Source organism: Bradyrhizobium ingae (assembly GCF_055791185.1).
On record NZ_JBVUBB010000019.1, the window covers coordinates 56,957 to 80,882 of the forward strand.

23 protein-coding genes are annotated in these 23,926 nt (G+C 63.7%); 4 read left to right on the forward strand and 19 right to left on the reverse strand.

All coding sequences use genetic code 11. The features are described from left to right. Window positions 1-5 precede the first annotated feature (5 nt). Genes ACV1FX_RS24925 through ACV1FX_RS24935 form a run of 3 tightly spaced genes read left to right on the forward strand, consistent with a single transcriptional unit; the run spans window position 6 to window position 3,276 of the window. The gene (locus ACV1FX_RS24925; RefSeq protein ID WP_473120218.1) at window positions 6-1,328 is read left to right on the forward strand and encodes an MFS transporter; all 1,323 of its coding nucleotides are present in this window, start codon (window positions 6-8) and stop codon (window positions 1,326-1,328) included. A gap of 32 nt (window positions 1,329-1,360) precedes the next feature. Further along, window positions 1,361-2,026: a sulfite oxidase-like oxidoreductase gene (locus ACV1FX_RS24930; protein WP_473120219.1), complete on the forward strand. Its 666-nt coding sequence runs from the start codon at window positions 1,361-1,363 to the stop codon at window positions 2,024-2,026. 26 nt (window positions 2,027-2,052) lie between these two features. After that, window positions 2,053-3,276: a bifunctional alpha/beta hydrolase/OsmC family protein gene (locus tag ACV1FX_RS24935; RefSeq protein WP_473120220.1), complete on the forward strand. Its 1,224-nt coding sequence runs from the start codon at window positions 2,053-2,055 to the stop codon at window positions 3,274-3,276. Window positions 3,277-3,433: 157 nt separating this feature from the next. On the opposite strand, the gene ACV1FX_RS24940 is transcribed toward ACV1FX_RS24935, so the two are convergent. From ACV1FX_RS24940 to ACV1FX_RS25015, 16 genes are all read right to left on the reverse strand, one after another. Further along, the gene (locus ACV1FX_RS24940) at window positions 3,434-4,510 is read right to left on the reverse strand and encodes a YeeE/YedE family protein (RefSeq protein ID WP_473120221.1); all 1,077 of its coding nucleotides are present in this window, start codon (window positions 4,508-4,510) and stop codon (window positions 3,434-3,436) included. A 118-nt stretch (window positions 4,511-4,628) separates the two neighbouring features. Beyond that, the gene (locus ACV1FX_RS24945; protein ID WP_473120222.1) at window positions 4,629-5,633 is read right to left on the reverse strand and encodes a quinone oxidoreductase family protein; all 1,005 of its coding nucleotides are present in this window, start codon (window positions 5,631-5,633) and stop codon (window positions 4,629-4,631) included. A 51-nt stretch (window positions 5,634-5,684) separates the two neighbouring features. Then, complete coding sequence (gene paaK / locus ACV1FX_RS24950) at window positions 5,685-7,016, reverse strand: phenylacetate--CoA ligase PaaK (protein WP_473120223.1); 1,332 nt, start codon at window positions 7,014-7,016, stop codon at window positions 5,685-5,687. Between the two features lie 35 nt (window positions 7,017-7,051). Beyond that, window positions 7,052-7,501: a hydroxyphenylacetyl-CoA thioesterase PaaI gene (gene paaI, locus ACV1FX_RS24955; protein ID WP_473120224.1), complete on the reverse strand. Its 450-nt coding sequence runs from the start codon at window positions 7,499-7,501 to the stop codon at window positions 7,052-7,054. A gap of 101 nt (window positions 7,502-7,602) precedes the next feature. Beyond that, entirely contained in the window at window positions 7,603-8,685 is a 1,083-nt protein-coding gene (paaE, locus tag ACV1FX_RS24960) for a 1,2-phenylacetyl-CoA epoxidase subunit PaaE (RefSeq protein ID WP_473120225.1), read from the reverse strand. A 139-nt stretch (window positions 8,686-8,824) separates the two neighbouring features. Beyond that, window positions 8,825-9,328, reverse strand: a complete 504-nt coding sequence (gene paaD / locus ACV1FX_RS24965; RefSeq protein WP_473120226.1) for a 1,2-phenylacetyl-CoA epoxidase subunit PaaD — start codon at window positions 9,326-9,328, stop codon at window positions 8,825-8,827. Then, window positions 9,322-10,098: a 1,2-phenylacetyl-CoA epoxidase subunit PaaC gene (paaC, locus tag ACV1FX_RS24970; RefSeq protein WP_473120227.1), complete on the reverse strand. Its 777-nt coding sequence runs from the start codon at window positions 10,096-10,098 to the stop codon at window positions 9,322-9,324. Before paaC ends, paaD begins: the two co-directional genes overlap by 7 nt. Continuing rightward, a complete protein-coding gene (gene paaB / locus ACV1FX_RS24975; RefSeq protein WP_473120228.1) occupies window positions 10,098-10,385 on the reverse strand; it encodes a 1,2-phenylacetyl-CoA epoxidase subunit PaaB in 288 nt (95 codons plus the stop codon). Before paaB ends, paaC begins: the two co-directional genes overlap by 1 nt. Window positions 10,386-10,395: 10 nt before the next feature. Continuing rightward, window positions 10,396-11,388: a 1,2-phenylacetyl-CoA epoxidase subunit PaaA gene (gene paaA, locus ACV1FX_RS24980; protein WP_473120229.1), complete on the reverse strand. Its 993-nt coding sequence runs from the start codon at window positions 11,386-11,388 to the stop codon at window positions 10,396-10,398. A 76-nt stretch (window positions 11,389-11,464) separates the two neighbouring features. After that, window positions 11,465-12,331, reverse strand: coding sequence for a phenylacetic acid degradation operon negative regulatory protein PaaX (gene paaX / locus ACV1FX_RS24985; protein WP_473120230.1), 867 nt, complete (start codon window positions 12,329-12,331; stop codon window positions 11,465-11,467). Window positions 12,332-12,554: 223 nt separating this feature from the next. Continuing rightward, the gene (locus ACV1FX_RS24990) at window positions 12,555-13,325 is read right to left on the reverse strand and encodes an esterase/lipase family protein (RefSeq protein ID WP_473120231.1); all 771 of its coding nucleotides are present in this window, start codon (window positions 13,323-13,325) and stop codon (window positions 12,555-12,557) included. A gap of 186 nt (window positions 13,326-13,511) precedes the next feature. After that, complete coding sequence (locus ACV1FX_RS24995; protein WP_473120232.1) at window positions 13,512-14,798, reverse strand: DUF445 domain-containing protein; 1,287 nt, start codon at window positions 14,796-14,798, stop codon at window positions 13,512-13,514. 204 nt (window positions 14,799-15,002) lie between these two features. Then, complete coding sequence (locus tag ACV1FX_RS25000; RefSeq protein ID WP_473120233.1) at window positions 15,003-15,458, reverse strand: phasin; 456 nt, start codon at window positions 15,456-15,458, stop codon at window positions 15,003-15,005. Window positions 15,459-15,658: 200 nt separating this feature from the next. Next, window positions 15,659-16,252, reverse strand: coding sequence for a GNAT family N-acetyltransferase (locus tag ACV1FX_RS25005; protein WP_473120234.1), 594 nt, complete (start codon window positions 16,250-16,252; stop codon window positions 15,659-15,661). Beyond that, complete coding sequence (locus ACV1FX_RS25010; protein ID WP_473120235.1) at window positions 16,249-17,331, reverse strand: alpha/beta fold hydrolase; 1,083 nt, start codon at window positions 17,329-17,331, stop codon at window positions 16,249-16,251. The genes ACV1FX_RS25005 and ACV1FX_RS25010 overlap by 4 nt, the downstream gene beginning before the upstream one ends. Further along, on the reverse strand, window positions 17,328-17,708 hold the full coding sequence (locus ACV1FX_RS25015) for a hypothetical protein (RefSeq protein ID WP_473120236.1): 381 nt from the start codon (window positions 17,706-17,708) through the stop codon (window positions 17,328-17,330). Before ACV1FX_RS25015 ends, ACV1FX_RS25010 begins: the two co-directional genes overlap by 4 nt. Before the next feature lie 160 nt (window positions 17,709-17,868). Between ACV1FX_RS25015 and ACV1FX_RS25020 the strand changes: the two genes are divergently transcribed. Continuing rightward, the gene (locus tag ACV1FX_RS25020) at window positions 17,869-18,795 is read left to right on the forward strand and encodes an alpha/beta fold hydrolase (protein ID WP_473120237.1); all 927 of its coding nucleotides are present in this window, start codon (window positions 17,869-17,871) and stop codon (window positions 18,793-18,795) included. On the opposite strand, the gene ACV1FX_RS25025 is transcribed toward ACV1FX_RS25020, so the two are convergent. The 3 genes from ACV1FX_RS25025 to ACV1FX_RS25035 form a co-directional block, all read right to left on the reverse strand. Then, a complete protein-coding gene (locus ACV1FX_RS25025; RefSeq protein WP_473120238.1) occupies window positions 18,792-19,466 on the reverse strand; it encodes a spermidine synthase in 675 nt (224 codons plus the stop codon). The two genes, ACV1FX_RS25020 and ACV1FX_RS25025, sit on opposite strands and share 4 nt — an antisense overlap. Window positions 19,467-19,543: 77 nt before the next feature. Further along, window positions 19,544-22,774 (reverse strand): bifunctional cytochrome P450/NADPH--P450 reductase, encoded by a 3,231-nt coding sequence (locus ACV1FX_RS25030; protein WP_473120239.1) that lies wholly within the window; start codon window positions 22,772-22,774, stop codon window positions 19,544-19,546. 139 nt (window positions 22,775-22,913) lie between these two features. Continuing rightward, complete coding sequence (locus ACV1FX_RS25035; protein ID WP_473120240.1) at window positions 22,914-23,909, reverse strand: alpha/beta fold hydrolase; 996 nt, start codon at window positions 23,907-23,909, stop codon at window positions 22,914-22,916. Between the last annotated feature and the right edge of the window lie 17 nt (window positions 23,910-23,926).

Sequence of the window (23,926 nt, forward strand, 5' to 3'; positions counted from 1 at the left end):
CGGTGATGACAGACCAAGCGATCAAGCCGGCCTCCGAGCACTTCGACATTGCCGACGCGCAACGCCGCATCAAGGCGATCTTCATCGGCTCGATCGGCAATCTCGTCGAATGGTATGATTTCTATGCCTATACGGCGTTCGCGCTGTATTTCGCCCCCGCCTTCTTCCCCGGCAACGATCCTGTCGTCCAGCAATTGAACGTCGCCGTCGTGTTCGCGGCGACCTTCCTGATGCGCCCCCTGGGCGGCTGGTTCTTCGGCTATCTCGCCGATCATTTCGGGCGCCGGATCTCGCTGACGCTCTCCGTTATCTTCATGTGCTTCGGCTCGCTGATCATCGCGGTGACGCCGACCTATGCCTCGATCGGTCTTGCCGCCCCGGCCATCCTCGCCGTCGCGCGCGTGATCGAGGGCTTGAGTCTCGGCGGCGAATATGGCGCCAGCGCCACTTACTTGAGCGAGGTCGCCGATCCCAGGCATCGCGGCTTCTATTCGAGCTTTCAGTACGTCACCCTGATCGGCGGACAGTTGACCGCGATCATCGTGCTACTGCTCTTGCAAAAGGTGTTCCTCACGCCCGATGAGCTGAAGGCCTGGGGCTGGCGCATTCCGTTTGCGATCGGTGCGGGGCTCGCGATCTTCGCCGCGGTGATGCGGCGCGGGCTGCACGAGACCGAGGCGTTCGAGGAAGCCAAGAAGGTGGTGAAGCCGACCGGCTCGATCGCGAACCTGTTGAAATATCCGCGTGAGCTGTTGCTGGTGGTGGGCCTCACGGCCGGCGGTACCGCGGCATTCTACACCTTCACCACCTACATGCAGACCTTCGTCAAACTCTCGGTCGGGCTGACCGAGGACCAGACCACCTTCGTGATCTTCGGCACGCTCATCTTCGCGACCATCCTGCAACCGATCTATGGCGCGATCTCCGACAAGATCGGGCGCAAGCCACTGCTGATCTTCTTCGGGATCGCCGGCACGCTTGCAACCGTTCCGCTGCTGATGACGCTGAAGGAGACGAAATCGCCCTTCATGGCGTTCGTGCTGATCTGCTGCGCGTGGCTGTTCGTCGCCGGCTACACCTCGATCAATGCGGTGGTGAAGGCTGAGCTGTTTCCCACCAACGTTCGCGCGCTCGGTGTGGGACTGCCCTATGCGATCACGGTCTCCCTGTTCGGCGGCACGGCGCCCGCGATCGCGCTCTATTTTAAGAGTATCGGGCACGAGGACTGGTTCTATTACTATCTCAGCGGCATCATCTGCCTCTCGCTGATCATCTATGCTACGATGCGCGACACCAAGCATGCCTCCGCGATGCATCGTCACGAGTAAACGCCACGAGTGGACATCGTCACGAGTAGATCATGGCTGACGAGAACGAGCCGCCGCCCGAAAGCAAGCTGACGCGGACCAAGGAGAAATGGGCGCGCGAGGGCCGCTTCCTCACCGGCAGGATCACGCGCCCGGAAGACCAGCGCCTGCCGCCCGGGCAGCATCTCACAAACGATTGGCCCGTGCTCGATCTGGGCCTCACGCCGGAGATTTCGCGGGAACGCTGGCGGCTCGACGTCTATGGTGCGGTCGAAGACCCGGTGTTCTGGACGTTTGCGGAATTCACCGCGCAGAAGCAGGCGCAGTTCACCTCCGACATCCATTGCGTGACGACCTGGTCGCGCTACAACAACCAGTGGGAAGGGCTTGCGACACGCGAGCTGCTGGCGGCCTGCCAGCCGCGCGATGATGCGCGCTTCGTGGTGCTGCATTCCTATGACGGCTACACCACCAATCTCGCGCTTGAGGATTTCGCCGCTGAGGACGCCCTGCTCGCCCATAGCTGGTCGGGCCAGCCGCTGTCCAAGGAGCACGGCGGTCCGGTGCGGCTCGTCGTGCCGCATCTCTATTTCTGGAAGAGCGCCAAATGGCTCCAGGCGATCGAATTTCTGACCGAGGATGCGCCCGGCTATTGGGAGGTCCGCGGCTATCATAACCGCGGTGATCCCTGGACTGAAGAGCGCTACTCCGGGGATTGACGCTCACACCTAACGGGGAAAAGCCCATGCCGATGGAACGCTTTCAATTCACGGGCGAAGGCGGCCATCTGCTGGCGGCCGCGCTGGAACTGCCGGAGGGCGAGCCCGCCGCCTACGCGCTGTTTGCGCACTGCTTCACCTGCGGCAAGGACGTCTTGGCCGCGCGCCGCATCGCGGTCGCGCTCGCCGCCAAAGGCATCGCCGTGCTGCGCTTCGATTTCACGGGGCTCGGCTCCAGCGAAGGCGACTTCGCCAATTCGACCTTCTCCTCCAACGTCGCCGATCTCGTCCACGCTGCCGATCATCTGCGCGCAACGCGCAAGGCGCCGGCGATCCTGATCGGCCACAGCCTGGGTGGCGCTGCGATCCTGGCAGCAGCCGAAAAGATTTCGGAGGCCAAAGCGGTGGTGACGATTGCGGCGCCATCGGACCCCGCGCACGTCACCGGGCTGTTCGGCCAGCACCTGGACGACATCCGCACGCAGGGCGAGGTGGAGGTGTCGCTGGCGGGCCGCCCCTTCCGCATCAAGCGCGAATTCCTCAACGACATCGTCGAGCACCAGCTGATGAAGGACATCACCACTCTGCACAAGGCGCTGCTGGTGATGCATTCGCCGGTCGACGACACCGTCGGCATCGACAATGCGACCAGGATCTTCGTCTCGGCGAAACATCCGAAGAGCTTCGTCTCGCTCGATCACGCCGATCATCTGCTCAGCAAGGCGAGCGACGCCGTTTACGCTGCCGACGTGATCGCAGCCTGGGCGAGCCGCTATGTCGAACCGGCAGGACTTGCGAAAGTGGCCGATCTACCCGAAGCGCCGCGCCAGGTCGTCGTGCAGGAGACCCGCAAGAGCAAGTTCAACCAGATTATCTCCGTCGGGCCGCACCGGCTGGTGGCCGACGAGCCGGTCGCAGCCGGCGGCGAGGACGCCGGCCCCGGCCCCTATGATTTCCTGCTCGCAGGCCTTGGCGCCTGCACGTCCATGACCATGCGGCTTTATGCCGACCGCAAATCGCTGCCGCTCGATCGCGTCACCGTGACGCTGAAGCATTCCAAGATCCACGCAAAGGACTGCGAGGAATGCGAGACGCGCGACGGCCTGCTCGACCAGATCGACCGCGTGATCGCGATGGATGGTGCGCTCGACGCCACGCAGCGCAAGAGGCTGATGGAGATCGCCGACAAGTGCCCGGTGCACAGGACGCTGACGTCGGAGATCCGGATCGTGACGAAGGCCGCGGAGTAGACGCTGTTGTCCCTTCTCCCTTGCGGGAGAAGGTGGCGCGAAGCGCCGGATGAGGGGTGCATCCACGAACGCAATAAGCAGAGTGGCGCGCGGAGAGCCCCTCACCCCCGCTCGCTTCGCGAGCGGACCCTCTCCGGCAAGGGGAGAGGATGCAGCGTCAGGCTTGGCTCGATGCAGCCTCCGCCGTCTTCAGCGGCCGCACACGCAAGGCGCCGCGCAGACCCGCGGCCGTGCCGAGCAGAATGCCCGCAACGGCAACGAACGAGGCCAGCGCGAGGGTCGACAGGCCGGTGAGCCCCTGCCCGATCGAGCAGCCGAAGGCCATCACGCCGCCGATACCCATCAGCGCCGCGCCACTTGCCGAGCGCAGCATGTGGCGGGGCGACGAATAGCCTTCGAGCTGAAAGCGCCCGGTCGCGAGCGCCGTGACGAGGCCGCCGCCGAACACGCCGGCGACCGTCGCAATGCCGAAATTGAGCGTCAGGCCGGTCGAGAGCATGGCGTATTGCAGCGCGTCCGCGATCGGCGCGATGAAGGTCAGCGAAGTGACCGGCACCGGATTGAAATCGTCAGCGCCGAGGAAGCCCGTGACATACCAGCCGCCGGCGATCAGGAGACCGACGATAGCACCTGCCGCGATCTGGCCCGGCGAGCGGCGGAACGCCGCGTGGGAAAAGGCGAACAGCACCAGCGCAGCCGCGATCGCGCCAGCACCGAGCGTACGCGAGGCATCGCCAAGCCCGAAAGCAGACAACAGCGCCGGCAGCGAATTCGCGCTCACGGTGGCCTGCGAGGCCTGCACCAGCGCGATGCGCGCCGGCGCAATCAGACCTTTCAACGTCATCTGTGCTGCGATCGCAAGGACGATCACGACGACGAAGGAGCGAAGATTGCCGCGGCCGAGCAGCACCAGCGCACGCGAGCCGCAGCCGTTCGACAGCACCATGCCATAGCCGAACAAAAGACCGCCGAGAAACAGCACCGGCGCCGAGAAGGTCTGTTGCAGATAGATCGACTTGCCAAGATCAACCATGCCGCTTCCGGCGAGGAACTGGCTCGCGGCAATCGCGACCGCGATCGCCAGAGCGTAGGTGCGGACCAGTCGCCCATCCCCCTCCGCCAGCCAGCCGCGCATGCTGCTCATCAGGCAGAAGCCGCTGAGCAGGCCGACGGCACCGTAGATCAGCCCGATGGCGAGGCCGGCGAGGATGACGAATTGAGCAGTAGATTCCATGTTCAAATTATGGGTGGTTGCTTCAATGAATTCCGTCATTGCGAGTGCAGCGAAGCAATCCAGTCGGTCTCCGCGGATGCATTTCTGGATTGCTTCGCTGCGCTCGCGATGACGAGCACTACGGCTTCAGGATCACGCGATCGCGCGAGGAGCCGGCTACGGCGACATATGCCTCCTTGGCCTGCTCGAACGAATAGATTGCGGTTTCCTTGATCGGGAACGGCTTCAGGTGCCCGCTGGCAAAACCGGGACCGAGATCGCGCAGCACGGCTCCCGTCGCCATCGACGACAGGCCGAGCGTGTCGATGCCGACATAGGTATGCTGGCCGCGATAGAATTCGAGGATATTGAACTGCACGATACGATCGATCGCCGCAATGAGGATCTGCCGGCCGCGCAGGGCAAGCGACTTATGCGCAGCCTCGAAATAGGGATCGCCGACCGTGTTGAAGACGATATCGGCGCCCTTGCCACCGGTGACCTCGCGCACGCGGGCAGCGACATCGATGGCGGAGGCGTCGATCACCTCGACGGGCGCATTGGCATGTCCTTCATAGGCTTCCGCCTTGCGCACCACGCCGATCACGCGCGCGCCCCGCCAGGTCGCGATCTGCACTGCGGATTGGCCGACCTTGCCGTTGACGCCGAACACCAGCACGGTTTCGCCGCTCTTCGGCACACCCGCGCGGCGAAAACCTTCCATCGCAGTGACGAAGGGCACGCCGATACCGGCGGCCTCCTCCCAGGACAACGTCTTGGGCTTCTCGACCACCGCTTCAAGCTCAACGACGAGATGGGTAGCGTGGCTGCCGTCGCGGCGAATGCCGAGATCGCCGGAAGAGCCGAACACCTCGCGGCCGATCGTGCCGGCCGGACCATCGATCACCACGCCGGCATAGTCGCGGCCGGGGGTGCGCGGGAACACGGCATAGGGCATCAAGCCGGTCGCCGCCTTCACGTCGGACGGATTGACGGCGGCAGCCTTCACTTCGATCAGGACGTCGTTGGCGCCACGGGCGAGCGCGTGATGCTCGACGCGAGGCGCAAGCGCCGCCGCGTTCTCGGCCTTGGCGTTGAGGCGCACGCAGCGCGCTTCGACGGTTTTGCTATCGGCTGCTGACATCGAAAGACCCACGATTTCTCGCGGGCCTTGTCGCCTTTGAGACCGGTCAAGTCAATCCTTCGGCCGCTTGTCATACAGCCGCTTCGCCTTGCCCAGCGATCGCTCCAGCGTGGCCGGCGCGACCGCCCTCACCTTGGCGGTGATGCCGATGGTGTTCTTGATGTGGGTCGATATCCGCTCGGCATGGTCGACGAGCCCGCGACCGTCCCAGCTTTCGGGGCGTGCCTCGGCGATGATGGTCAGTTCATCCAGTCGCCCCTCACGGGTCAGTTCCAGAATGAAGTGGCCGCCGCACCACTCGGTCGCGAGCAGCACCTCCTCGATCTGGGTCGGGAACAGGTTGACGCCGCGCAGGATGATCATGTCGTCGGACCGTCCCGTCACCTTCTCCATCCGCCGCATCCCCGGCCGCGCGGTACCGGGCAGGAGGCGCGTGAGATCGCGGGTGCGATAGCGGATTACGGGGAAGGCCTCCTTGGTGAGCGAGGTGAAGACCAACTCGCCCTTCTCGCCGTCCGGCAGCACCGCGCCAGTCTCGGGATCGATCACTTCCGGGTAGAAGTGATCCTCCCAGATGTGCAGGCCGTCCTTGGTCTCGATGCATTCCTGCGCGACACCCGGGCCGATCACTTCGGACAGGCCATAGATGTCGGTCGCATCCATATCGAAAGCCTCCTCGATCTCGCCGCGCATCGCATTGGTCCAGGGCTCGGCGCCAAAAATGCCGACCTTGAGCGAGCATTGGCGCGGATCGAGCTTCTGGCGCTTGAACTCGTCGAGGATTGCCAGGATGTAGCTCGGCGTCACCGTGATGATGTCAGGCCGGAAATCGTTGATGAGCTGCACCTGCCGCTCGGTCATGCCTCCCGAGATCGGCACCACCGTGCAGCCGAGCTTTTCGGCGCCGTAGTGCACGCCGAGGCCGCCGGTGAAGAGGCCATAGCCATAGGCGTTGTGGATGATCATGCCGGTACGGCCACCGGCAGCGCGGATCGAGCGCGCCATCACCTCCGACCAGGTGTCGATGTCGCGTTGCGTATAGCCGACGACGATCGGCTTGCCTGTCGTGCCGGAGGAGGCATGCACGCGCACCAGCTTTTCGCGGGGCACCGCGAACATGTTGAAGGGATAATTGTCGCGCAGATCCGTCTTCACCGTGAACGGAAACTTTGCAAGATCAGACAGCTCTTTGAAATCGGACGGATGCACGCCGGCCTTGTCGAAGGCCTTGCGATAATGCGCGACGTTGTCGTAGGCATGCTTCAGCGACCAGCCCAGGCGCTGCGTCTGCAACGCCATGATCTCGTCGCGCGAGGCGCGCTCATGCGCGTCCATCTCGGCACTATAGGCGTTGCCACCTGCCTTCAGCCTGCTCAGAGCCATCCTCGTTTCCCCACATCATTTGTTTGTTCTTGTATTTACTGATCTTGCGTCGGCAGCCACGTGCCGGGAATGACACGCGAATGCCCACGAAACTCCGCGATGACGGTATCGCCGGCAGTGACGCGCACGTCATAGATCCCGGAGCAGCCGCTGCGGGTGGTCTCCCGCGCCTTTGCAATGAGGCGATCACCGAGCTTGCCCGGCCGGATGAATGTGATCTGACCTTGCGCCGCGACCACGCGTTCATTGTGCGAGTTGCAGGCGAACGCAAATGCGGAATCGGCCAACGTGAAGATGAAGCCGCCATGTGCAATGCGCTGTCCGTTGACCATGTCCGGCCGCACCGTCATCGCCAACGTCGCAAAGCCCGGGCCGATCTCGACGATCTCCATGCCGAGACCTTTCGAGGCGTCGTCCTCCGCCCACATCGCATCGGCGCAGGCGCGGGCGACATCTTCCGGTGACAGGGCTGTTTTGACGTCCACTCGCGTCTCCCACGTGTTCTTTTGCGCGCGATGTTCTGCCGATCGCTCAATGCTGTCAAATCATGCGATGCATTTGCATCATCGGGTTCTAATGCGCCTGATCAGACGTGATCGTAGTCGACCACAACCCGCTCCGACGACGGCTTGGCCTGGCAGGTCAGGACGAAGCCGGCCTTCAGTTCCCACGGCTCCAGCGAATAGTTGATGTCCATCGGCGCCTCGCCTTCGACCAGCTTGGCGCGGCAGGTCGAGCACATTCCGCCCTTGCACGCGAAGGGCAGATCGACCCCGGCGCGCAGCGCGGCATCGAGGATGGCTTCGTCCTCGGCGACGGGAACGTCACGACGCTTGCCGTCGATGATCAGCGACGCGATGGCCTTGGGCGGCGCATCGGCTGCGACCGCCTTCTTCGGACGCGGCTTGCCGCCGAACTCGGACACGAAACGCTCGACGTGGATGCGATCGTCCGCAATGCCGAGATCGCGGCAGGTCGCCTCGATCTCCTCGCTCATGCCAAGGGGGCCGCAGACGAAGACGTGATCGACGCTTGCGGCCGACACCAGCGAGCGCAGCAGCACTCTCACCTTCTCACCGTCGAGCCGACCATGCAGGATCGGGATATCCTGCTCCTCGCCGGAGATGACGTGGAAGATCGAGAGGCGATCAATGAACCGGTCCTTGAGCTCCTCGAGCGCCTCCAGGAACATGATGTTGTCGGTCGCGCGGTTACCGTAGAACAGGAAGAAGCGGCTCTTGGGTTCGCGCGCCAGCACGCCCTTGGCGATCGACAGGATCGGCGTGATGCCCGAACCGGCGGCAAAGCCGACATGGACGCGCGCGGTGTCGCCTTGCGGGATCGCGCCGAAGCGCCCGGTCGGCGTCATGACGTCGAGCTTGTCGCCGCACTTCAATTCGTCCGCGGCCCAGCTCGAAAACGCGCCGCCGTCGACCTTCTTCACGGCGATGCGGATCTCGCCGTCGTCAGGCCCCGAGCAGATCGAATAGGAGCGGCGCACCTCCTCGCCGTCGAGCGTGGTGCGGAGCGTCAGATACTGGCCGGGCGTGAAAGCATAGTCGCTGGCAAGCTCGCACGGAATGACGAAGGTCATCGACACGGCGTCGGAGGCCTCACGGCGGAGGTCATTGACGGCGAGGCGATGGAAACGCGGAGCGGCTGCGGACATCCGGAATACCCTAGATTTGGCACACCGCCGTCGTTGCGAGGAACGAAACATTGTCGCAATCCAAAATATCCCTCCGAGGAGACAATCTGGCTTGCTTCGCTACGCTCGCAATGACGGTGGGGTTGGCATTGTGCGTTTCTCAATGACACTTGAAGTAGTCGAACGGTTCGCGGCAGGACTTGCAGCGCCAGAGCGCCTTGCAGGAGGTCGAGCCGAATTCGGACAACAGCTCGGTCTTCTCGGAGCCGCATTGCGGGCATGCAACGGCCTGCTCGCCGAACAGCGCGCGGCGCGAGCTTGACGCTTGCGGAGGCGCGATGCCATAGGCACGCAGCTTCCGGCGGCCCTCCTCGCTCATCCAGTCGGTGGTCCAGGCCGGCGACAAGACCGTGCGTATCTTTGGCCGCACGAAACCAGCGCGCTCCAGCGCCAGCTCGATTTCGAGCGCGATCATGTTCATCGCCGGGCAGCCGGAATAGGTCGGGGTAATCGCGACCTCGACACGATCACCGTCAACGGCAACATCCCGCAGCACGCCGAGATCGGCAATGGTCAGCACCGGGATCTCCGGATCGACCACGCTCGCCGCCGCCTCCCAGGCGCGCTGGCGGAGCTCGGCATCGCTGTCGAGGACCGTCACCATATCAACCCCGGGAAAGTGCGCTGCATCGATTGCAGCTCGCTGAGGAGATGACCGAGATGCTCGCTGTGTCGGCCGATGCGACCGCCCTGCTGCATCCAGCTGTTTTGCGACAGCGTGAGCGTCGCCTCGCCGGCGACATTGGAGAGCGTGGTCAGCCAGCGATCGCGCAACGTCGCTGGGTCGATTGCGATGCCTGCATCGATCAGAGCGCGCTCGCCGTCATCGACGGCAAACATCTCGCCGGTGAAGGTCCAGAGATGATCGATCGCTCCTTGCGCGCGCGCGTGGCTCTCCTCGGTGCCGTCGCCGAGGCGGATGAGCCACTCCGAGGCATGGCGCAGATGATAGGCACTCTCTTTTTCTGACTTTGCGGCAATGGCGGCGAGCGTCGCGTCGCGCGAGGTCATCATCGCCCGCCAGTAGAGATCGGCGAAGGCGGAATAGAAGAACTGCCGCACCAGGGTCTGGGCGAAATCGCCGTTCGGCTGCTCGACGAGCAGCAAGTTGCGGTACTGGCGCACGTCGCGCAGATAAGCGAACTTGTCCCCGTCGTTGCCCTTGCCTTCAACCTCGGCCGCGTAGGTGTAGAGTTCGCGAGCCTGGCCGATGAGGTCGAGCGCGATGTTGGAGAGCGCCATGTCCTCTTCCAGCATCGGCGCGTGGCCGCACCATTCGGACAGCCGATGCCCGAGGATCAGCGCATCATCGGCGCGGCGCAGGGTGTAGAGCACCAGTGGCGTTTCGGAGACCTGAATGTTGGCGACGGGCATCACATGTGCCCCACTTCTTCCGGCACCTCATAAAACGTTGGATGCCGGTAGATCTTGGATTCCGACGGCTCGAACATCATGCCCTTCTCGGCGGGATCACTCGCCGTAATGGCAGTGGACGGCACGACCCAGATCGACAAACCTTCGCCGCGACGGGTATAGATGTCGCGCGCGGCTTGCAAGGCCATGGTGGCGTCGCTCGCATGCAGCGAGCCGACATGCTTGTGCGCAAGCCCGTTGCGGCTGCGAATGAAGACTTCCCACAGCGGCGTGTTCGGCGTCGTCATCGTGATCTCCCTACTCGGCAGCTTGCGCGGTCTGGCGCTGCTGGCGTTTCGCCGCATAGCTGGCTGCCGCCTCGCGCACCCAGGCGCCTTCGTCATGCGCCTTGCGGCGCGCGGCGATGCGGTCGCGGTTGCAGGGGCCGTTGCCGGCGAGCACTTGCTTGAATTCGGTCCAGTCGATCTCGCTGTAGCGCCAGTGTCCGTCGGCATCCTGCGTCATGCCGGGATCGGGAATGGTCAGGCCGAGATATTGCGCCTGCGGCACCGTGGCATCGACGAACTTCTGCCGCAGCTCGTCATTGGAGAAGCGCTTGATCTTCCACTTCGTCGAAGTGTCGCTGTGCTGGCTCGCGGCATCGGGCGGGCCGAACATCATCAGCACCGGCCACCACCAGCGATTCAGCGCATCCTGCGCCATCGCCTTTTGCTCGTCCGAGCCGCGGCACAGCGTCAGCATGATCTCGTAGCCCTGGCGCTGGTGGAAGGACTCTTCCTTGCACACGCGGATCATTGCGCGGGCATAGGGACCGTAGGAGCAGCGGCACAGCGGGATCTGGTTCATGATCGCAGCGCCGTCGACCAGCCAGCCGATGGTACCGATGTCGGCCCAGGTCAGCGTCGGATAGTTGAAGATCGAGGAATATTTGGCCTTGCCGACGAGCATCGCATCGACCAGCTCCTCGCGTGAGGAACCAAGCGTCTCGGCGGCGGCGTAGAGATAAAGCCCGTGGCCGCATTCATCCTGCACCTTGGCGAGCAGCGCGGCTTTCCGGCGCAGCGTCGGCGCGCGGGTGATCCAGTTGCCCTCGGGCAGCATGCCGACGATTTCGGAATGAGCGTGCTGGGAGATCTGGCGGGTGAGCGTCTTGCGGTAGGCCGCAGGCATCCAGTCGTTCGGTTCGATGCGCTCCTCGGCATCGATGCGCGCCTGAAATTGCGTGGCCCTGGCGGCATCCTCGATGCCGCGATCGTCGGCCTCGGCCGTATTCAGCGCCTGGGTGTACATGCGCATCCTCCCGATTTATTGGGAGGCAATATATAACAAAATTCACATCATGCAAGATATTTCTGTAACATAAAATCTATGCGCCGAACCTCCGTTCCAGGAGCTTCCGCGCCGGCGGCAATGGCCCCTTTTCGTTGGTTGCGTGGCCGTCAAGCCATTGTTCCGACGGGACCAGGAATGCGCGATAGATCTCGCTGCAGAGCTCGCGAGCCGCCCTGCCCGGCCAGTCCGCCGGCAGTAATTCGCCCGGCAGCAGTGGATCGCGCAGCACCACGCGGCGATAGTAGTGGATCAAGAGGATGCGTGCGGTGAAAGCTTCGGCGTCGGAGAGGCTGGTGCCGCGCGCGAGCGCGGCACGCAGCGGCTCGAACATCTTCATGAATTTGAGATAGGCGTCGGCTATACGATCGAGCGGCCAGCTCGCGCTGAGCAAACGGCGGCCGCTGTCATCCTCGGCCGAGACCTCCAGGCGGATCGCGCCGGCAGCCTCGTCAGGCACCGGCACGCCCGATGGCGCAACCCACACACCCGGCAGCGGACTGCCGAAGCCGGCATTGCGCAGCGCCTCTCGCGAGGCGTCGCGGTCCTCACCGTTGCCGATCAGCAGAAGCTCGAAGCGGCCGGTCCAGTCGGACGGCGGCGGATCGTAGATGTGGCGCGTCGCGGCCTCGAAGGTCTGACGGCCCTTTTCGGCAAGGCGATAGAAGCTGTTGCGGCCGACCTTTTCGCGCGTGAGCCAGCCGTCGGCAGCAAGCCGCGACATCGCAGTGCGAACGACGCCGCTGTCGATGTCGAGACCTTCAAAAAATTCGAGCAACGTGCCAAGCCAAACCGAGCCGCCGCGCGGCACGATGGCATCGCCGAACACGGTGATGACGATGGAGCCGGTACGCGACGGCTCGCGCTTGAGCTGATCGATGATGCGGGAAAGCGGATGCGCCATGTGTCATGGCATAGCGCGATTTGCGCCGAAGGGACAACGCCGCGCGCTATCTGGTCTCCTCTCCCCGTTCTTACGGGGCAGCGACGAGCCTCGCTCGCGCCGAGAGGGTTGGGGTGGCGGGCTGCTTCAGCAAAGACGGTGACAGACGGACTCGCGGAGAGCCACCCTCGCCCGCCACGCTTCGCGTGTCGGCCTCTCCCCGCAGGCGGGGAGAGGCTAAGAACTAGCGATGCGGATCGGGATAGACCAAGCTCCGCCAGCCACCGCGGTCGAAGGGCTGCCACTGGCCCTCCTTCTGCGCCAGACGATCGGCCACCGCATAGACCACGGCGGGATGGTGTCCCATGCCGCAGTGGCTGCTCTCGACCTCGATGCTCTCGGTCTGCGCGCCCGTCTTCTCCATGCAGCCCTGCCAGGCGCAGACGCCGTCGGTACGGCTGAAGATCGCAGTGGTTGGCACCGGCGGCGGCTCTGCGAGCGCACCACCGAAGCGCGGATCCTCCTCGTCGGATTTGCGGCCGCTCACCCATTCATAGACGCGCCAGGCGTTGGTCGAACGGGGATCGCCGGCGAACGGGCTGCCGAGCGTGATGACCTGACGCACGCGATCCGGCATCATCTTGGCGAGCTGCCGCGCATAGAGGCCGCCAAGACTCCAGCCGACCAGGCTGATCTTGCGGCCATGGGTGTCGCTGAGCTCCCGGACGAGATCGACCATCGCATGCTGCACGCCTTCGCGCAGGCCATAGTTGCGGCCCTGACGCCAGCCGCTGACGGCATATCCCTTGCCCCTCAGGAACGAGCGCAGCGGCCGCGTGGAAGCGTCGGATGCGACGAGGCCGGGCAGCACCAGCACTGGATGGCCGTCGCCTCGCGCCGCGAGACTGAGCATCGGCAGCGCGCCGAGGAAGGCGCCAAGTTCGTGGATTGCCCGCCCCTCCAGCAACATCAGAGTGCGGGACGGCGGACGCAGCGTCTGGGCAGTAGCGGTCATCGGTATTTCCTCTGAAGGCACCGGCCGCGGTGCCGGTCAATGGGCGTGAATTGTAAGACGCCGGCTTCTTGATCGTTCCGCAGCGCAACATGAATCAGCTAGGCGGCCGGTTCCCGACATTCAAGCCGGTGAGAACGGGGGCGACAATAGGCCCGCGCGTTAATGCTAACGGCCGTGACGCAAAAGTCACAGCAAGCGAAGCAGGAATTCTACGGAGTAGAGCACGAGGCCCGCCAGGCCGCCGATCAGCGAGCCGTTGAAGCGGATGTATTGCAGATCGCGACCGATGTTGATTTCGATCAGCGAAATCAACTGCGTCATGTTCCACGACTTGACCTGGTCGGAGATGAAGGTCGAGACGCCGCTCTTCTGGTCGGCGATGAAGCTGCGCAGCACCGTGACCAGGCCTTTGTTGATCTCGCCGCGCAGCTCCGCATCGCCCGCGAGCGCCTCGCCGGCGGCGACGAACATGCCGGCGAGATGATGCTGGAGCACTTGCGTCTCCCCGGAGGCACTGCGTTCGATGAAGGCGCGCGTGTTGGCCCACACCGTGCGCGCAAGATCCGCAAGCTCGGGCCGCGCCAAGAGATCCCGCTTCAGACCGTCGATGCGGTCGATATAGGTCCGGTCGGTGCCAAGCCGGTCGACGAAGGTCAGCACCATGCGATCGAATTCGCCGCGGAACGGATGCTTGGGATCACCGCGAACCTCCTCGAAAAAGGCACTCGCGGAGGCCACGATCTTGTTCACCAGAAACTTGTCGGCACGATAGAGCGTGAGCAGGGTCGGCAACTCCGCGCGCACCTTCTCGCGGATCATCGCCATGGTCTCCTTGCCCGTCAGCGTGTCGTGCATGACCCGCAGGAGATCGTCGAACAGGACCTGGTGCCGCCCCTCCGCCACGAAGCCGCGCAGCGTGCCGGCAGCGAGCGGCGCGAGATCGATGGCCTGCAGTTGCGAGGACATGCGGCGGATGATGAAGGTCATCAGGCCCGAGCTTTCCGTAGCTGAGAAAGCCTCCGGCAACAGCCGCAGCGCAAAGCGCGCGAGATCATCGCTGCGCTTGCGCTCGCGCAGCCAGTCGGCAACGAACGAGCCGAAGTCGATTTCCTTCAACTTGGCCTCGACCGGCCCCGCTTCGAGGAAGTGCACCTGGATGAATTCGCCGAGCTTGTCGGCGATGCGGGCCTGGTTGCTCTGGATGATCGCGGTGTGCGGGATCGGCAGGCCCAACGGCCGCTTGAACAGCGCGACCACCGCGTACCAGTCGGCGAGCCCGCCGATGGTCGCGGCTTCCGCGAACGCCGCGATGAAGCCGAATACGGGGTGCACGTTGAGCAGCCATTTCGCGACCACGAACAGCGCCAGCGTCGAGGCCAACACGAACGTCGCCAGCGCTTTCACGCGGCGCAGTTCGACCGCGCGCTCGGCATCACCGGGGACATCGAAGGAGAAGGTGCCGGATGTGGTCATGAATGGTCACAGTACCCGTCATTGCGAGCGAAGCGAAGCAATCCAGGAATCTTGCCGCAGAAAGACTCTGGATTGCTTCGTCGCGGAGCCTGTCATCGGGCCGGCCGAAGGCCGGACCCGTTGACTCCTCGCAATGACGGTAGTCAAAAAAACAAGGCCCGCCGAAGCGGGCCTTAAATTTCAGTTTTCACTCAGAACGCCAGATCAGGCGGTCTTGTTGTAGACCTTCGCGAAATTGTCCTGAGCGGACTTCGCGCCATTGGCGGCGAGCTTGCCGAGATAGTCGGTGGTCGCCTTGGCGCGCGAGACGAACACTTCGCCGCGGGCACGGAGCAGGCCGGACTGGATCTCGACGGCTTCGCTGATCGACTTGGCCGAAGCGAGCTTGTCGATGCCGGAGAAGAACGCCTCGGCGTCCTCGTAGATCGCCTGCTGGATGTTGCGGCTGATCTTGCCGGCCTCGGAAACGGATTCGGTCACCGCGTTCTCAATGGCGGCGGTCACCCGCTCGGAGCCAGCGAAAACCTCGGCAGCACGGTCCTTGGCGGTGTTGGCAGTCTTCTTCACGAATTCGCGGGCGGACTCGGGAACTTCCAGGTTCTGGATGTTCTTGAACGCGTCCTTGAAGCCCTCGAAAGCGGTATTGGTTTCGGTCGTCATAGGGTCTCTCCATCCTCAATTGTCTGAGCTATGGGCTCACCCCGTCCGGATTGGCCCGGGGCACGACTTATATGGCACGGTTAATTGTGCGGCGCAATATTCATATTGCACTGCGATATCACGAAATCGTGAACAGCTTAAACGAGAGGCATTATGATGCCTCCCTAGCCACCCTCGATGCCTGGGCGGACCGAACCCTTTTAATGCTGGACGGCGCCCGGCAGCCCGTAGGCCTCCATCTGGGCCTGGACCTGCGCGATGTTGTGCCCGAGCACGACGATGTCGTGGGTCTTGCCGTCGATATCCCGGACATGGTCGCGCAACAGCGCTTCGGCTTTGAAGCCGAGGCTCTCGAACAGGGCGATCGCTGCCTGCTGGTCGACCGTCATCTGGACTGAGAGCTTCTCGAGGCCGGCACCGAGCGCGAGCGCAAAGGTCTCCTGCGACAACGCCCGCCCCACCCCCTTCCCGCGAACATCCTGCGACACCACCATCCGGAGCTCGCCCACATGAGGCGACCAGGAATGGGGATCACGTACCAGCGTGCCGCAGCCGACGACCGTGCCACCCCTGACCGCCAGCAGACTCTGAATCGCGCCGCACTCGATCTCCTTGACCCAGGCCGACAGCACTTTCGGCTCGCTGATGTTGCGCGGCAGGAACAGCAGATCATGCGTCGGCAGCGCCTTGCCGAAGGCGAGCACGGCAGATTCATCTGCCGGAGACATCAGGCGGATCTCGACGTCTCCAGCCTCCGTCTTGACGTGACGCGGATAGGAACGCGCTTCACTCATGTCGACCTCTTCCCCAGCCAGGTATCCAGTTTCGGCCACAGCCGCTTGATGGCGTTGGCGCCGGCGACGAGAGAGACGTGGCCGCCCTTCAGCATCACCTCTTCCTTGTCCTGCGACCCGATCTTCGTGATCAGATGCTTTGCGGCGTCATACGGCACGATGTGATCGTGCTCGGCGACCGCATGCAGAATCGGCACCTTGATGTTCTCGAGCTTTGCCGCACGTCCCCCCACCGACATGGTGTCGTTGAAGAGCTTGTTGTCCCACATCAGGTCCTTGGTGATGGCGCGAAAATATTCGCCGGCGAGCGGCAGCGTATCGGTCGCCCAGCGGTCGAACATCCGGTAGGATTTGACGAACTCGTCGTTCCAGATGTTCTCCCAGAGCTGGATCTGGCTCACGGCGCGCGAGGCCGGGCGCAGCATCTCGAAGGAGGACAGGATCATCTCCGGCGGCACGTTGCCGACGCTGTCGACGAGACGATCGACGTCGAAATAGCGGCGGTCGGAGAAATTCGAGAACAGCTTCATCTCGCGGAAGTCGATCGGCGTGGTGAAGCAGATCAGATTCTTCATCGGCCCGTCGTTGACGATCGAGCCGTAGAGCAGCGACAACACGCCGCCGAAGCAATAGCCGATGATGGAGACGTCCTGCTCGCCGGAATCCTCCTGCACGCGGCGGACGCAATCCGGGATGAAGTCGAGGACGTAGTCCTCCATCGCCAGGCCTTTCTCTTCCGGCCGCGGCGCGGTCCAGTCGAGCATATAGACGTCGTAGCCGCGTTTGAGCAGGAACTCGATGAAGCTCTGGCCCGGCACGAGATCGAGGATGTAGCCGCGGTTGGTGGTCGCCATCACGATCAGCACCGGCACGCGGTAGATCTCGTCCGACATCGGGCGGTAGTGATAGAGGCTCATGGTGCCGCGTGAATGCAGCACATCCTTCGGCGTCGAGCCGAGGGTGGGAGCTGAGGTGGAGAAATATTCGACGCCCTTGATGCTGCGCATGATGGCGCGCTGCACCTCGGACTGGATGCGCTCCGGGATCTCTGCGAAATCAAGTCCCGTCGGCGCGTTCATTTCTGCTCTCCGCTCTCGGGCGGCGGGCGTTTGGTGCGCGGCGGCCGTGGTGCCGCGCCTGTCGCCGATACGCCTGACGAGGCCGACATCTGGCTCAGCATCGACCTGATCTCGGCGAGCTGGCCTTCGATGGATTGCAGCCGTTCGGCAATGCCGGTCATCTGCTCGCGGCTCGGCAGATTCATCGACAGGAGGTATTTCTCCATGACATCGCCGAACTGCTTCTGAGCACCCGCAGCAACGCCGCCGGCCCGGTTCATGGCCTGCGAAAATTCGGGCGTCTCCATCGCTTTGGTGGCGAACGAGTTGAAGCCTTTCTCCATCTCGCCAATCATCTTTTGCCACAAGGCGACCGGATCATTGATCTTGTCGGTCATCGGTGTCCTCCAGGTCGAGGGCTGTGTTGCCCTTCTTTTCCCGCCATACCACACCGTTGTGACGGTCGGGTCAACCCGCGAGCGAGGGCCCGGTATCGCGCTGGCGGCTTCTTTGCGGCGGCAAACCGTGCGATACAACGTTGATGCCAGCAAGGGGAACATGCCCGTGAATGCTTCCGCTCATCAGCCGCCGCAGACCGTCCGCGCCAACGGCATCGACATCTGCTACGAGATTTTCGGCAACGACAATGCCGAGCCTCTATTGCTGATCATGGGGCTCGGCGCCCAGATGATTCACTGGGATGACGCGTTCTGCGAACAGCTTGCCGCGCGCGGCTTTCGCGTGATCCGCTTCGACAATCGCGACATCGGCAAGTCCAGCCATCTGACCGGCGGCAAGCGGCTGACGCCGTTCGAGTTGTTGAAGCTGCGCTTCCTGAAAATTCCGGTGGCCGCAACCTACAGGCTGATCGACATGGCCAGGGACACTATCGGCCTGATGGACGCGCTCGGGATCAAGTCGGCGCATCTCGTCGGCGCCTCGATGGGCGGCATGATCGCGCAAGAAGTCACGCTGTCATTTCCGCAGCGTGTGCGTTCGCTCACCTCGATCATGTCGACGACCGGAAATCCGCGCGTGCCGCCGCCGACCCGCGAGGCCGCCGCCATGCTGATGGCGCCGCCTCCGCGCAACAAGGAAGAATTCATCGTCCGCTACGGCCAGACCTGGAAAGTGCTGCGCGCCGGTCATTTTCCGGAGGAAGAGGCGCTCGATCCCAGCCGCGCCGAACGCGTATTCGCACGCGGGTTGAATCCGGCCGGCGTCGGGCGGCAGTTGCGCGCCGTGCTGGCCTCCGGGAGCCGCAAGGAGCGCCTGCAAAGCGTGAAGACGCCGACGCTCGTCATCCACGGTACCGTGGATCCCCTGGTGCACCCCGAAGGCGGCAAGGACACCGCAGCATCGATCCCCAACGCAACGCTGCTGATGATCGACGGCATGGGCCACGCACTACCGATGCGCTTCTGGCCGCAAATCATCGACGCCATCGACAAACACGCGCATGGCGCGGCGGCGAAGGCGGCCTAACCCTTCCTCGCGATCCAGATCACGTGGCGCGCGCCACCGCCCTTTCCGGTCGCGCGGACGTTGACTTCGTTGACTTCGAAGCCCGCATCACGAAGATGGCGTGAAAATTTCGCATGCGGGCCGGAGGACCAGACCGCGAGCACGCCGCCCCGCCGCAGCGCGGCGTGGGCAATTTTCAACCCGGCGACATCGTACAAGGCGTCATTGGCCTTGCGGGTGAGACCTTCCGGGCCATTGTCGACGTCGAGCAGGATCGCATCGAACCCGTGCGGATGCCTTTCGATCAACTGCCCAACATCTGCTTCCCGTATATCAACGCGAGAATCTTCGAGACTGTCGCCGAAAATCTCGGCCATCGGACCTCGCGCCCATGCCACCACGGAAGGGACCAGTTCGGCCACCACGATCTGCGCCTTGCTTCCGAGCACGGCGAGCGCCGCGCGTAGCGTAAAGCCCATGCCCAATCCGCCGATGAGGACAACGGGTTTGGCGACCTTCTCGATCTGTTTCGCCGCGAGCGTCGCGAGTGCGGCCTCGGAGCCCGACAGGCGGCTGTTCATCAGCTCGTTGGTGCCGAGCATGATGGAGAACTCCTTGCCACGGCGCATCAGGCGAAGCTCGCCATCGGAGCCGGGTATCCGTGCGGTATCGATTTTTTCCCAGGGAATCATTCGAGAGCTTTAGCACGATTTGCTTCGTAGCCCGGATGGAGCGAAGCGCAATCCGGGCTATGACGGCACGGCTCGGATTAGCCGCCCGCCCAGACGTCGAGTACGTAACGGTTCCTCGCGCCGAGTTCCTCAACCCAGCGCGCGCCGGCGCCAGCATCGCTGCCGCTCTTCTCGCGATAGATGGCGACGAGCGCTGCCTTCACATCGGGCTCCATCTTGCTGCCATCGCCGCAGACATAGATGATCGCGCCCTGCTCGATCAGACTCCACACCCTGTCCTTCTGCGCGGCGAGTACGTGCTGAACATAGGTCTTCGGTCCCTCGGCACGCGAGAATGCCGTGAACAGCTCGGCGATGCCGCTCGCGGCCAATGCCTTCAATTCGTCAGCGTAAAGAAAATCCTGGTCGGGGTGGCGGCAGCCGAAGAACAGCATTGCAGGTCCCAGCGTCGCACCCTTGGCCTTCCGCGCGGCGCGCTCCTGGAGGAAGCCGCGGAACGGCGCGAGCCCCGTGCCCGGCCCGATCATGATGATCGGCACCGAGGAATCATCAGGCAAGCAGAAGCCGGCCTTTGTCTCACGCACCGTCGCGTAGATCGTGTCGCTGGCACGGCGATCGCTGAGATAGTTCGAGCAGATCCCCTTGTAGATGCCGCGGCCCGATACGGCCGGCCCACCGACCACACCGACGGTGACGCTGCATCGTGCGGGATCGACCGACGGCGAGGACGAGATCGAATAATAGCGCGGCGCCAGCAGCGAGAGCATTTCGAGGTAGGCATGGAACGGCAGCTCGCAGGCCGGGTATTCGATCAAGAGATCGAATACCGACTTGCGCTTGGCCAATATGTCGGCGCGGTAGCGCTCGCCAGCCTCTGCATCGTCGCCGACGAAGGCGAGCAGCTTCGGCTTGGTCACCGGGCAGCGCGTGTGTTCCGACATGATCTGGATCTGCTTGCGCGTCGCGACCTGCTGGAGCTCCACGAAATCGGTGAGGAGCTGACCGACCGACACGCTCTCGCCGACCGGCAATTGCGCACGGCGGCCTTCGGCTACCGCAAGCTTGATCTGGTCGGCTGGAAGAAAGCCGAAGCGGCGCGCAACCGCATCGACCAGCGCGGGATCGTTTCGCGGCACCACACTGAGATGATCGCCGACGCGATAACTCACGCCCTGCGGCAACTGCACCTCGATATGGCGGGTCGAGCGCTCGGACGGGTTGGGACCGCTCTTGTTCTGAAGCTCTTCGTTGACCAGGATCTTCATCGCGGCCGTGCCGCCGAGCGCAGCGATCGCGTTGACGGCGCCTGGTGCGACCGGCTCGACCTTGTAGAGCGGCGCGTCGTCGGCGTTGCGGCTGAAATCCGCCGTCAGCCCCCACTCCTTCACGGCCGCGGGTGCGGCAGCGGCGAACCACGTCTCGAACTGGCCGTCGAGATCGCTCCGCGCGTCACCCTCGCCGCGCGCATAGAGGCTGCGCGCGCCGTGGGCGGCCAGTTGCTCGTCGATGAAGCGCGGCACGGATTGATAGGTGGCGGCCCAGTCGCTGTTGCCGCAGCCGAATACGGCATAGCGCACTTTTGCGAGCGCATCCTTCGGCATGTCGCCATGGAGCCATTTGACGAACTGCGTGGCATTGTCCGGCGGCGCGCCGTTGTAGGAGGCGCAGAAGATCAGCACGCCGCCCTCCGCCGGCAGCTTGCCGGCATAGTCGTCCAGCGGTGCGAGCTTGCTGGCAAAGCCGTTGACCTCGGCAAGATCGGCAACACGCGTCGCAAGCTCCTCAGCCGTGCCGAGATTGGAGCCATAGAGCACCAGCAGCGGCGTGTTGTGCCCGGGACGTGTGGTGGCGCGCGGTGCAGCCGCACTCGTGGTCGCCGTCGCAGGGCCGGAATAGGCGCCCCGTTCGCGATCGGCGCGCGGACGGACCTTGATCTTGAATCCTTCCGGCTTGATCGTCAGCGTCTCCTTCAGGTGCATCTGGTAGCGCTGGTGGTCGATCAGTCTGAAGCGCTGCAGGATCATGCCGAGCGCAAGCGCGGCCTCGTGCATGGCAAAGCCGCGGCCGATGCAGGCGCGCTGGCCATTGCCGAACGGCTTCCAGGCATTCACGGGGCGCTTCGCCTCCGCCTCGCGGCTGAAGTTCTCGGGATCGAAGGCATCGGGATTAGGTCCCCAGATGCTGGGATCGCGATGCAGCGCCGTCACCAGGATCGTCGTGAAGGTGCCCTTCTTCAGCTTGTACTTGCCGCCACCGATGGTCTCGTCCTTCAGCGGCGAGATACCGTAGGCCGGCGCCGGCGGCCACAGCCGCAGCGCCTCTTTCAAAACCTGCGTGATGTAGGTGAGCTGCGTTACCTGCTGATAGGTCGGCCTGGCGTTGACGTCAGGACCGAAGACGCGATCGACCTCGTCATAGGCCTTCTTGAGAATGTCCGGGTGCTTGAGCAGCGCGTAGATGGTGTAGGACAACAGGCCACTGGTGGTCTCGTGTCCCGCGATCAGGAACGTGTTGATCTGGTAGCGGATGTTGACGTCGTCGAGCTGCTCGCCGGTCGAGCGGTCGACGCCGGTCATCATGGCGGCGAGCATGTCCTTCTTGTCGTCCGAGCCTTCCGCGCTTTTGCGCCGCTCTGCGATGATCTCGTCGACCATCCTGTTCATGAAGGCGACGTCCTCGGCAAGCGTCTTCCGCCGCTTCTGCATCCAGAGCTGCTCGAACGGCAGGCCGCGGGTCATCATGATGGTTTCGAGCGAGCGCACCAGCGACTCGACGAAGGGATGGTAGTCGCGCCGGTAGAAGGAATTGAAGCGGTAGTCGAAGCCGCACAGGCCGATCGTATCCAGCGTCAGCGCGGTCATGTCGTGAACGACGTCGATCTCGTCGTCGGCGTTGAGCCGCTCCCATTTCTTGACGAGCTGCTCGGCGATATCGACCATGCTCGGGTGATAGGATTGCATGGCGCGGTTGCCGAAGGGCTGGAGCAGGATGTTGTGGGCCTTGCTCCAGTTCGGTTCGTTGGTATCGGCCGTGAAGAGGCCATCGCCACCGACGGCCCGCACCCGCCGCAGCGCGCCGCGCACCACCTTGTCGAAGCGCTTCTCGTCGGAGAGCTCGTCGACGAGATCATGGCCGGAGACGATGACGATCGGCGATCCCATCATGTCCAGCCAGAAAATCGGGCCGAGCTCCTTGGCAAGACGCGTCAGATGCTGCACGGGCGCAGCCGAATCCAGCGACAGCATGTTGCCGACCACGGGCTTGGTCGGCGGACGCGGGATCGGGTCCAGACGGTTCTTGGATGACATTGACGTTCTTATCCCCCTGCCTCGGTATTCAACATCGTCATTGCGAGCGAAGCGAAGCAATCCAGAAATGCATCCACGGCGATAGATCTGGATTGCTTCGTCGCTTCGCTCCTCGCAATGACGGACCTGCAAAGACGGCTTAGCCGAACCGCCTTCTATGCCATTCGATCAGCTTGGCGCTGACCTCTTCCGGCTTTTCCTGCTGCGTCCAATGGCCGCTATCCCTGACCAGATATTTTTCGAGATCCGGCACCAGCTTCTCCATCCCGTCCGCGGCCGAGGGCGGCAGCACCGCATCATTCTCGGCCATGATCATCAGTGATGGCACGCGCACGTGATGGTCCAGCCCTTTGGAGTTCTGCCAGTTGCGGGTGAAGTTGCGGTACCAGTTGATGCCGCCGGTGAAGCCGGTTTTCGTGAAGGTGTCGACGAACACCTTCTTCTCCTCCGCCGACAGGATCGGCGTGCGCGGATCGAATTTTGCGTCATAGGCCGCGATCATCTGCGGAAACGCCAGGTTGGTTTTCGACGACGCCCCAACGCCGGCAACCGGCGGCTCGGCCGGCTTCGCGTCTGGCCGCGGCAACGGCTTGCGCATGAAGGCATCGAAGGTCTGCTCGACACGACTGCCAAAAATCCTGTCTGGCTCGCGCGCCGGGTCCTGGAACTGCACGATGTACATCTGATCGCCGAACCGCTTGCGGAATAGCTCGATCGGATCGGCCGGCGCCCGGTCCCAATGCGGCGTATTCACGCCGACGACGCCGGCGACGCGCGAGGGGTGCCGCAGCGGCATCTGCCAGACGATGAAGCCGCCCCAGTCGTGACCAACGAAGATCGCCTTGTCGATCTCGAGGTGGTCGAGCAGGCCGACGAGATCGCCGGTCAGATGTTCCATGTCGTAATGCTCGACCGGTTCGGGCCGATCGGTCGCGCCATAGCCGCGCTGGTCCGGCGCGATCACGCGGATGCCGGCCTCGCTCAGCGCCTTGATCTGGTGACGCCAGGAGAAGGCGAGCTCCGGCCAGCCATGGCACAGCACCATCGGCGGCTTGTCGCTCTTCGGGCCCGCCTCGTAGTAGCCCATGCGGATTCCGTTCGTCTGCACGAACTTGAGCGGCGGCATTTCAATCATCATGGGATTCCTGGCAA